10 protein-coding genes are annotated in these 11,365 nt (G+C 31.8%); all 10 read left to right on the plus strand.

Features of this window, described 5'->3' with window-relative positions; translation table 11 throughout:
• On the plus strand, positions 1–274 hold a 274-nt coding region (locus ENO17_07340), incomplete at its 5' end, for a DUF4416 family protein (GenBank protein HER24842.1).
• 1 nt (position 275) lies between these two features.
• Positions 276–848, plus strand: coding sequence for an RNA 2',3'-cyclic phosphodiesterase (gene thpR / locus ENO17_07345; GenBank protein HER24843.1), 573 nt, complete (start codon positions 276–278; stop codon positions 846–848).
• Positions 849–908: 60 nt separating this feature from the next.
• On the plus strand, positions 909–1,955 hold the full coding sequence (recA, locus tag ENO17_07350) for a recombinase RecA (protein ID HER24844.1): 1,047 nt from the start codon (positions 909–911) through the stop codon (positions 1,953–1,955).
• Positions 1,952–2,602, plus strand: coding sequence for a regulatory protein RecX (locus tag ENO17_07355; GenBank protein ID HER24845.1), 651 nt, complete (start codon positions 1,952–1,954; stop codon positions 2,600–2,602). Before recA ends, ENO17_07355 begins: the two co-directional genes overlap by 4 nt.
• 399 nt (positions 2,603–3,001) lie before the next feature.
• On the plus strand, positions 3,002–4,534 hold the full coding sequence (rny, locus tag ENO17_07360) for a ribonuclease Y (GenBank protein HER24846.1): 1,533 nt from the start codon (positions 3,002–3,004) through the stop codon (positions 4,532–4,534).
• Positions 4,535–4,739: 205 nt separating this feature from the next.
• The gene (locus ENO17_07365) at positions 4,740–5,012 is read left to right on the plus strand and encodes a hypothetical protein (GenBank protein ID HER24847.1); all 273 of its coding nucleotides are present in this window, start codon (positions 4,740–4,742) and stop codon (positions 5,010–5,012) included.
• A gap of 84 nt (positions 5,013–5,096) precedes the next feature.
• Complete coding sequence (gene miaB, locus ENO17_07370) at positions 5,097–6,437, plus strand: tRNA (N6-isopentenyl adenosine(37)-C2)-methylthiotransferase MiaB (protein HER24848.1); 1,341 nt, start codon at positions 5,097–5,099, stop codon at positions 6,435–6,437.
• Positions 6,434–7,384, plus strand: coding sequence for a tRNA (adenosine(37)-N6)-dimethylallyltransferase MiaA (miaA, locus tag ENO17_07375; GenBank protein HER24849.1), 951 nt, complete (start codon positions 6,434–6,436; stop codon positions 7,382–7,384). The genes miaB and miaA overlap by 4 nt, the downstream gene beginning before the upstream one ends.
• 85 nt (positions 7,385–7,469) lie before the next feature.
• The gene (locus tag ENO17_07380) at positions 7,470–9,470 is read left to right on the plus strand and encodes a hypothetical protein (protein ID HER24850.1); all 2,001 of its coding nucleotides are present in this window, start codon (positions 7,470–7,472) and stop codon (positions 9,468–9,470) included.
• The coding region (locus ENO17_07385) for a hypothetical protein (protein HER24851.1) at positions 9,467–11,365 on the plus strand (1,899 nt) is incomplete at its 3' end. The genes ENO17_07380 and ENO17_07385, both read left to right, overlap by 4 nt.

The following is an 11,365-nucleotide window of genomic DNA, read 5'->3' on the forward strand; positions in this document are numbered from 1 at the left end:
AGCCAGCACAAAAAATGGACCATCCAGAATCTATCTTAATCAAGGGATATATGCTGAAATTACACTTAGATTTATAAGGAAATCGTTTGTTCCTTGTGAATACACCTATCCCAACTACAAGACCAGCGAATATATGAATTTTTTAATTTCAGTTAGACAAAAATATAAATTACAATTAAAAGAGTTCAAAAATATTGTCTCAAGCAACAACAGTGGATTTGATAAGCTTTTACACAATTTTAAACAAAAGAAAAGAAGGAATGTACTAAAATAATTTGGTGAAAACAAGGGCATTTATTGCCATAAATTTAAATCCAGAGATAAAAGAATATTTAGCTTCTATTCAAGCTATCCTATCTATCCCAGAAAGCAAAATAAAATGGGTAGAAAAACTAAACTTGCACCTCACAATGAAATTTTTAGGCTACATTTCGCTAAAAGAAAGGGAATTAGTAAAATCGATATTAAAAAAAATCGCCATCCGACACCATTCTTTTGTTATTAAATTATCTTCTCATATAGGAATATTCCCCAGTTATCAGATGCCTCGAATAATATGGGTGGGAATTAAAGAAGGGTTAAGCGAGATAGAAATGATTTATAATGAAGTAGAAGATAATTTATCGAATAATGGCTTTCCTCGTGAAGACAAAGATTTTTCCGGTCACATTACCATCGGAAGGGCAAAGTTTATTCAAAACAAGACTGATTTTATTCAAATAATCAAAAGAATTCAGGTAAATAATCTTTCACAGACGATTGATAGTATTGATCTCATGGAAAGCAATTTAACACCGAATGGGCCAATATATAATCTAACCGCCCAATTCCCTTTATTGATGCAATAGAATAATAAATAGAGGGGTAAATTTTTCATAAAAAAGAAATATAAAGGAGTAAACTAAAAAATGACTGACAAAATACAACAAAAGAACCCGGAAAGAGAAAAAGCATTAAATGTGGCGATGCAAAATATTGAGCAAAGATTTGGAAAAGGATCTATTATGAAATTAGGAGACCGCCCAAAAGTATCTGGAAGTAACACTATCTCAACCGGTTCACTAAGCCTTGATATCGCTCTGGGAATAGGTGGAGTTCCAAGGGGAAGAGTAATAGAGATTTTCGGTCCTGAATCTTCCGGAAAGACTACACTTGCTTTACATATTATCGCTGAAGCTCAAAAAAATGATGGTATCGCTGCTTTTATCGATGCTGAACATGCCTTAGATCCAATCTATGCAAAAAACATTGGAGTTAATACAGATGAATTAATTATTTCTCAACCCGATACTGGTGAACAAGCCTTAGAAATAGCCGAATCTTTAGTTAGAAGTAATGCTGTTGATGTTATTGTGGTAGATTCAGTAGCTGCCTTAGTACCTAAAGCAGAAATAGAAGGTAATATGGGAGATTCCTATATGGGATTACAAGCAAGATTAATGTCCCAGGCATTAAGAAAGCTAACCGCAATTATTAGCAAATCAAGGACCACAACTGTATTTGTAAACCAAATTAGAGAAAAAATAGGCATTTTTTTTGGTAATCCTGAGACAACACCTGGGGGAAGAGCTCTCAAGTTTTATTCTACTATTAGAATGGATATTAGAAGAAAGGCCACTATTAAAAAAGATGAAAATGATGTGGGAATTACCGCGAAGGTAAAAGTGGTAAAAAATAAGTTAGCCCCTCCTTTCAAAGAAACCATGTTTGATATAATTTTTGGCAAAGGAATATCCAAAGAAGGGGATATTATCGATCTTGGTGTTAAATATAATATATTACAAAAATCGGGAGTTTGGATATCTTATAATAATATAAAATTCGGCCAAGGACGGGAAAACTGTAAAACCTATCTAGAAGAACACCCTGAAATTGCACAAGAAATTGAAAACAAAATATTTGAAGCAGCTGGGGTCGACAAAAAAATTAATATAGAAGAGGGTCCAAAAAAATAGGTAAAATTACCTCTATAAAGTATGATAAAAAAGATATCAGCAAGATAATTATTTGCCTTGATAATAAGGCCAAATACAAAATCAATGAAAATATAATTAAATCTCTTGATATTAGCCTTGGCAAAGAATTGACTAATCAAGAGATAGAAAAAATCATTTCGGAAGATGAGATCATAAGAGGTAAAGAATATCTTTTAAAGATTCTATCTCGTAGAGCTTATAGCAGATATGAAATATCTAAAAAATTACAGTACAAAGGTTATTCGAAAAAGATTATAGCTTATCTTATTTTATGGTTAGAGAATAATGATTATATTAACGATGAACTTTTTGCCGAGATGTGGACACAATTCCAATTACAAAACAAACCTATAGGTAGGTATAAGTTAAATAAAGAGCTAAGAATGAAAGGGATCAAAGAGGATATCATTCAAAAAGTAATAGAAAAAACCTACCAAGAAATAGATGAATTAACCTTAGCTCGAGACCTTATTCAAGATAAAATTGTCTCATCTAAAATAAAAAATATTGAGGTCGATCCCAAAAAAATATATAATTATTTGTTAAGAAGAGGTTTTTCAATAGAAATTTCCAGAAATATTTACGATGAACTAAACAATAAAAATACAGTAATAAGTGATAGCTAATGGGTAATAAGATTAAGCTTAAAATTATAAAAAGAGGTGCTCGTTACAGATTACTTATTACTGGTTACTTTATTTTATACTCAATATGAATTTTATCTGATTCTCGGATTCTACTATTTTTATAAGATGCAAATTTCTTAGTATAAAAATTTACTAGCTTTTTTTCTCTTTCTTAACTCGATACTTGATACTAAATACTCAATACCTTCTTTTGTCAATTTGACTTTTTCATCTATACAGGTTAAAATATTTTAAACAAATATGGCATTTTTTATAATCTCTTATCTAATTTATACGGTTTCTAATTCTTGATAAATACATTGTTGATTATTTAAAAAGTTATTTAAATTAAATTATATCTACGTACCTTGTAAATTGAATATTAGGAGGTGAAGTAATATTAGAATTTACTATATCATTATTCTAAACATTTTTATTGGTTTAATCATAGGTTATTTCTTCGCTAAATATATTGCCAAAGCAAAGATTTCATCAGCAGAGATAAGCGCTAGGAATATTATAGAAAACGCCGAAAGAGAAGCAAATTCCTTAAAGAAAGAAACTGAGTTGCAAGCAAAAGAAGAGGCTTATAATATTAAAAAAGACGTTGAGATAGAAATCAAACAAAAGCGAGTTGAAATGCAGAGGCTTGAGAATAGCTTAATTAACCGAAGTAATAGCCTGGTTCAAAAAATAGAATCACTTGAAAAAAGAGAAAAATCAATAAATTATAAAGAAAAGGAACTCGAAAATAATATCCAAAAAATCAATGATTTATACTTAGAACAAAAAAATGAATTGATAAAGATTTCAAATATGAGTATAGAAGAAGCCAAAAAAGAACTTTTTAGCAATTTAGAAAAAGAACTCGCCCATGAAACCGGTAAGATGATTAAAGAGATTGAAGAACAGGCAAAAGTTGAAGCAGATAAAAAATCCAGAAACATAATATCACTAGCGATTCAAAGATATTCTGCTGACCATACTGTCGAAACAACTACCTCTTTTGTACCGTTACCCAATGAAGACATGAAAGGAAGGATAATAGGGAGGGAAGGCAGAAATATCAGAACATTTGAGATGTTAAGTGGGGTTGACTTAATAGTAGATGATACTCCGGAAGCAGTAATTATTTCGGGGTTTGATCCTATACGAAGAGAAGTAGCTCGACTATCTTTAGAAAAGCTAATTACCGATGGCCGTATACAACCAGCAAGAATTGAAGAAATAATAGAAAAAACCAAAGTAATTGTTAACAACAAGATTCAAGAAGAAGGAGAACAGGTAGTATTTGATACAAATATAAAAAATTTAAATCCAAAACTTATTAATTTGTTGGGGAAGCTAAAATATCGCACAAGTTACGGACAGAATGTCCTACAACATTCCATAGAAGTTGCTTATCTATCTGAAATTATGGCTTCAGAAATTGGGGTAAATTCTCAATTAGCAAAAAGGGCAGGTCTACTTCATGACATTGGGAAAGCGGTTGATCATGAAATAGAAGGGGCTCACGCAATAATTGGCTCTGAAATTGCAAAGAAAAATGGTGAAAGTCCCGAAGTTATTAATGCGATTGCTGCTCACCATTCAGATGTAGAACCTAAAAGCATTGAAGCAGTTTTAGTTCAAGCTGCTGATGCTATATCTGCTTCCCGTCCCGGGGCTCGTCGTGAGATGTTAGAAACCTATATAAAAAGACTTGAAAAATTGGAAGAAATTGCTAATTCTTTTGAAGGTGTAGAAAGAGCATTTGCTATACAAGCAGGAAGAGAAATAAGAATAATCGTAAATCCGGAAGAAGTAGATGATTATACGGCAAAAAAGATTTCCAGGGATATCTCAAAAAAAGTGGAAAAGAATATTGATTATCCCGGCCAGATTAAAGTGATGGTTATTAGAGAAACCCGCTCGGTAGAATATGCAAAATAGATAAGTGTTTATTATGAAAATAGATAACGAAATTTAACACTAAGGAGGTAGTTTAATCAAAAATTACCTCCTTAATTTTTTATGCAGTTTAATTTTTTAGGTGATTTTTAGGTTTTGTATGTGATTAGATTAGATAAAAGTATTTTAATTAAATTTATTATGAATAACTAATTAGTTAGTAAAAATTTAATAAAGGAGGTAAAAAATGGGAAATAAAAAACACTTTAATGAAAATGATGCAAAAAAAATTGGCGAAAAATTAGGTATTACCTGGGATAAATTTGATTTAGAGCAATTTCGAATGGGTATGGATGTGGAATTAGAGCATGGTTTGATCAATCCAGCGACAAACGTTACAGATGATAACCCTTTAACGACCGGAAAAATTGCCTTAGCGCACTTGAATGAATTTCCTGATTATTATACCAGACTAACAAAGATGGAAAAGGAAGCAGACGATTTTTGGGGTAAAGATTAATTCAATTTCTTTAAAAATATAAGATACTATTATAAAAGTATAAAATTAAGCTTAAAATATTACATTTTACTGTGGGCATAATTTATGAAGCATTTAACTCAAAATAAGCCGAAAGTCTTTATTAAGACTTTCGGCTGCCAGATGAACGTTAACGATTCAGAATATATCATTGGTCAATTATTAAAATTAGGTTATTCGACTACCAATGATATTTTTTCCTCCAACTTAATATTATTAAATACTTGCTGTGTTAGAGCCAAAGTCGAGCAGAAAATATTTAGTTTAATTGGAAAGATAAAAGAAATAAAGGAATCTAATCCGGATGTAATTTTAGGTATTTGTGGATGTATGGCTCAAAAGGAAAAAGAAAATATCTTTGAAAGAGCTCCTTTCGTTGATTTAATATTCAACCCTTCCCAAATCAATAATATAGAAACAATGATCAATAATATTAAATATGGCAGTAATAAATATATTTATTGTGACCATACTTCCAAATTTAGTCTGGATCACCTTCCTATTCAAAGGGAAAGTAAAATATCTGCCTGGATTCAAATAATGAGGGGTTGTAATAATTACTGCTCTTACTGTGTGGTCCCCTACACCAGAGGTCCAGAGCAGAGCAGGGAAGTTTCAGAAATCTTATCAGAAGTAAATAATTTAGCCCAAAAGAAGTATAAAGAAATATTTTTATTAGGTCAAAATGTCAATTCCTACGGTAATGATCTTGCACAATCTATTAGTTTTCCCAAATTATTGGAATTATTAAATAAAATTGAGGGCATAGAAAGAATAAGATTCACTACTTCTCATCCCAAAGATCTTTCTTTCGATTTGATAAAGGTCATAAAAAACTGCAAGAAAGTCTGCAAACACATCCACTTACCTATTCAGTCCGGTTCAAATAAAATACTTAAAATGATGAATAGGAAATACGATATAAATTATTATAAGAATATCATTAAAGAAATTAGAAATAAAATAATCAATATTGCCATTACTACCGATGTTATGGTGGGATTTCCCGGAGAAACAGAAGAGGACTTTATGGATACTTTAAATGCTTTTAAGGAAATACAATTTGACGAAGCCTATACTTTTATTTATTCTAATAGAGAAAATGCGATTGCTTCACAATTCCCGGTTCAAATTCCTTTAGAGATCAAAAAAGAAAGATTATGGAAACTCATTGATTTACAGAAGGAAATATCCGCCAGGATTAATAAAAGACTTGAAGGAAAAACATTCGAAATTTTGGTGGATAAACAATCTACAAAAAATATTGCAAATCAATTTTCCGGAAGAACAGATAACAATAAAACCATGGTATTCACCAGTCAAAAAGATTTATTGGGAAAATTAGTTAAAATTAAAACAATAAACTCAAGCCCCTGGACTTTATACGGAGAACTAATTGAAAAATGAATAATAAAGATAATAATTTACTTATTTTATTAGGTCCCACCGGAGTAGGTAAAACAGATATTTCTATTAAATTAGCTCAGAAAGTACCTAATATTGAAATAATATCTGCCGATTCAATGCAAATATATAAATATATGGATATAGGAACTGCTAAACCTGATAAAAGTATATTAAATAGCATAAAACACCACATGATAAATATTGTTGACCCTGCAGAGAATTTTGACGCAAGCCAGTACAGCAAGTTAGCTGAAAAAATAATACAAGATGTTTTCAAGAGAGGCAAAATACCGATATTAGTGGGTGGTTCCGGTCTTTATATTTCTTCAATCATTTATCCTCTTTTTGCAGGACCTGCCAAGAATAGCGAGTACAGAGAAACCCTGGAAGAAGAGGCAAAAATATACGGTAAAAACTATTTACATAATAAATTAGCCGCAATAGATCCGATATCTGCTTCAAAGATTAAATCCAATGATTTAAGAAGGACAATTAGAGCTCTGGAAGTTTTTAAGTCTACCGGTAAAACCATCTCTTCCCTACAAAAAGAATCTTCTGTTATTAATACAAAATTTAGCTACCAAATTATCGGATTTAGAAGGGATAGAGAGAATCTCTATCAAAGAATTAATTTGAGAACTGATCAGATGATAAAAAAGGGATTTATCGAAGAAGTAAAAAGTTTAATAGACATGGGTTATAAACAAGACTTAAATTCAATGCAGGGTTTAGGGTATAATCAAATCTATAAGTATCTCACCAGTGTATATAGCAAAGAAGAGGCTATTGATTTAGTAAAAATAGAAACCCGTCATTACGCCAAAAGACAAATGACCTGGTTTAAAAATAAATTAGAAGATGTTGAATGGATAGATTTAGATAAAGATCACGAAAATAAAGTAATTTTAAAGATACAAAATAAGATAAATAAGTTAGTAACCAAATAAGTTAAAAAAACAGGTGTTCCAATATTAAATTCGAAAATTTACAAAAAGATCTTTTAGAAAGGAAATTAAAGAAAATAATTCTAATATGAAAAAAGTTGGGATAGATATTGGTTCCAATAACCTTAAAGCAGTTGTCATAGATGGGAAAAATATGGTTTTTTACCTAAAAAAATTAGAAGGAAAACCAAACTTTACATTTAAGAAAATATTGGATGAAATTATGATAAAACTTGGCAACGAAGCCTATCTCGGTGTAACCGGGATTAATTCAATTTCTTTATCGGATGTTTTAGACGAAAAACATTTAATCAATGAATCAATTGCAGCTAAAGGTGGTATTTCCTATCTTGGACTAAACATTAAGGAAAATGAAAAATTTTCAGTTATTGATGTTGGAGCTTCAAACCAGAGATGTTATGAATTTGGAATAGATAAAAATAGTGAAAAGATAATTTTAGAACAACATTATTTACAAAATAAATGTGGTGCTGGCTCAGGTTTGTTACTTGAGCATATGGCAAAAAGATTTAAATATGGTTCAATAGAGGAATTGTCTAATATAGCTAATCAAACTGAAAGAACCATAAGGCTTTCTGCGAAATGTGGTGTTTTCCGTGAATCTGATGTGGTTCACCAGCAGCAAAAAGGAACACCAAAAGAGGTATTGGCAGCCTCACTTTATAAAGCTTCTGCTGATAGTTTTAAAAGCATCCTTTCCAATGGAATGTTACCTGAAGGTAGAGTTATTCTTATTGGAGGTCTCTCACTTAGTAAGGCTTTTGTCAAGTATCTTATTAATTTTTGTAATCTATCTTCAGATAGAATGATTATTCCGAAACAAGGATTATATATAGGTGCAATAGGTGCGGCAATCTATGCTCAAGAGGTTAATATAAATAATATTATAAAAAAATTAGAGAAAAAATTAACTATACCCTTTAGCTATAAGTCACAAGGTCCATTAATCTTCAAAAAATCCCAAATTATGAAATCAAAAGAAGATTGGCCTTACGGTGCAAACATTCCCTTAGCTGGATTAGGGATTGATATTGGCTCGGTTAGTACAAAGGCGGCATTAATAGGTAAACTTACAGATGGGAACTTTAGATTACTTGCTTATTTTTATAGAAGAACAGAAATAGACCCTGTTGGGGCAGCTATAGATGCAATAAACCAAGTATATAATCAAGTTATTGAACGGGAATATAAAATCAAGAAAGTGGCGGCAGGCACAACAGGAAGTGGAAGGCAACTTACCGGTTTTATAGTCGGGGCCTCCAAAGAACATATTGTCGATGAAATTACTGCGCAGGCTACAGGCATAACAACAGTATATCCTCAAAAAGAGTTTAGCATTATTGAATTTGGTGGACAAGATTCAAAATTTATTAATATCAATCAGGGTGTGGTTGTTGATTTTGCCATGAATAATGCATGTGCTGCTGGAACCGGAGCATTGTTGGAAAAGTATGCCATGCGTAGAGGTATTAAAATAGAAGATTTTGGAGATATTGCCTTAAAAGCAAAAAATCCCCCTGATATAGATAACACTTGTGCGGTTTTATCAGAACAGTCAATAATAAAATACGAACAAAATAATGTATCTTTAGAAAATTTATGTGCAGCACTTACTTTAGCCACGGCAAGAAATTATTTAGCCAAGGTAGTTAGCGGCCTTGAAATAAAAGAAAAGGTTGTTTTTCAGGGTGCTACTGCCTTTAATCTTGGACAGGTTGCTGCCCTTGAAACTGTTTTAGGAAAAGGAATTGTTGTCCCTCCCTGGCCGCATATAACCGGAGCAATAGGTGCAGCAAAATATGCCTATGATACCTCTAATTCAGGTAACTTTAGAGGATTTAAAGAAATATCAAACCTAAGATATCATATAGGACCTTATGAATGTGTTAACAAAAGTTGTGGAAATGACTGCAACATAACCCGGGCGGAAATTAAAGGAAAGGAAAAAATCTTCTATTTTATAGGTGACAGATGTCAAAGATATAGCGCAAAAAAAGATGATAAAAAAATAAAACCGCCTAACTTATTTAAAGAAAGACAAAAAATAATGGAGGATACATGTAAATGAGAGTGGGAATTCCTCGAGGTTTGTTATTTAATGATTTCTCCCCTTTATTTATCCCTTTTTTTAATCATTTGGGCATAGAGACCATTGTTTCTGATGAAACGAATAGAACAATAATTAATCGCGGTCTGGAAATAGTACCAGCAGAATATTGTTTTCCTATTAAGGTAGCCTATGGTCATGTGGATGACCTTCTAAAAAAAGGTGCTGATTATATTTTTATTCCCCATATTGCCAACACCGGAAAACCAACTAGCGGTTATAAGTATTCTGTCGCCTGTCTATGGACACAGTCTACGCCAGATCTCATAAAATCTGCCCCAAAACTGATAACAGAAGGCCTCATTCAAAACAATTTACTTTCTCCTTCACTATTTTTCGATTGGGGATTAAACCATATTGAGGATCAGATGAAGAAAACTATAGCAAAAATGGGCTATAACACAAAAAATGTTCGATCAGCACTTAAAGAGGGATTAGTAAACAAAATAAAGTTTGATAAGCAAATTGAGAATAAAACAAAAGATATTTTTAATTCTATTCAAGAGAAATGTAAAAATAACGAACCTATTTTTTTAGTTATGGCAAGACCGTACACAGCTTATGACGCAAATGTAAATAATGATATTGTCAATAAAATTTTAGATGCTGGTTATTTGGCCATACCCCTTGAATTTACTCCTATAGGTTCGATAGATATTTCTAAACAAATGCCAAAAATGTACTGGGTTCAAGGACAAAATAAACTAACTGCCATTGAATTATTAAATGCAAATAGAAATCTATTTGGAATTGATATTACCTATTTTGCCTGCGGTCCTGATGCGCAAATAAACCAACAAATGAGATGTAGAACACAAAAACCATTTTTAACCATTGAAATGGATGAGCATACCGGTGATGCTGGAATTGATACCAGATTACAAGCGTTTTTCAATACAGTTAAATCTTATCTGGGAATAGGGTTTGAGCAAAAAAGTAAAGTATTTAATGTTAAATTAAAAGGTCTTAATGAGATTAAAGGCAATAAAATTCTTTTGCTCCCTCCCATGTCAAAACATAATGACGCATTATCTGCTGTTTTTAATGCCTATGGAATTCAATCAAGGGTTTTAGAAGTAAGCTCTGATGAAACCTTAGAAAGAGCGAGAAGCTGTACCTGCGGCTTAGTATGCACCCCTTATCTACATACGACAGAGGCTATGCTTAATTTTATGCAAAAACCAGAGTTTGACCAGAAAAAGTTTGCTTTTTTTCAGGCAACAACCGATTGCGGCCCCTGCAGGTTAGGGCAGTATGCCAGCTTGGAATCTCTTTTATTTCAGAAAAAGGGAATAGATGTTGATATAATAACCGGGGGCGAAGTGGATAGTGAATTCAATCTTGGCTTGTCTTTACTAATCAAAGTATGGTCTGGTATAACTGCAGTGGACCAGCTTGAAAAAATGAGAATGCACACAAGACCATATGAGGTTAATACAGGAGCTTCAGATCAGATTTATGATAAATATGTGAAAAGTCTTCTTGATTATTTAGCAGATTCAAAAACTAATCATGGAAAAATGAAAACACTTTTAAATATTGGAAAGGCATTTTTTTATAATTTATTTGATACAAAACTATCTCCTATTGAAGAAATCCTAAGAAAAGCTCAAAGTGAATTTTCTGAAGTTAAAAGAACGAATGAAGAAAAACCAAAGATAGGCATAGCTGGTGAGTTTTTTGTAAGGCTTCATGAGCAAGCAAATCAATATATTATTAGTAAGCTTGAAAAAAAGGGATTGGAAACCTGGTTAGCTCCAGCAACAGAATATCTTATTTATTCTTATTATATTAATTCTGTTTTGGCAAAAGAAAAATTCAACTTACACAGAAAAAAGAAATACTTAAGAGAATGG

The organism is Candidatus Atribacteria bacterium, assembly GCA_011056645.1.
Taxonomy (GTDB): domain Bacteria; phylum Atribacterota; class Phoenicimicrobiia; order Phoenicimicrobiales; family Phoenicimicrobiaceae; genus Sediminicultor; species Sediminicultor quartus.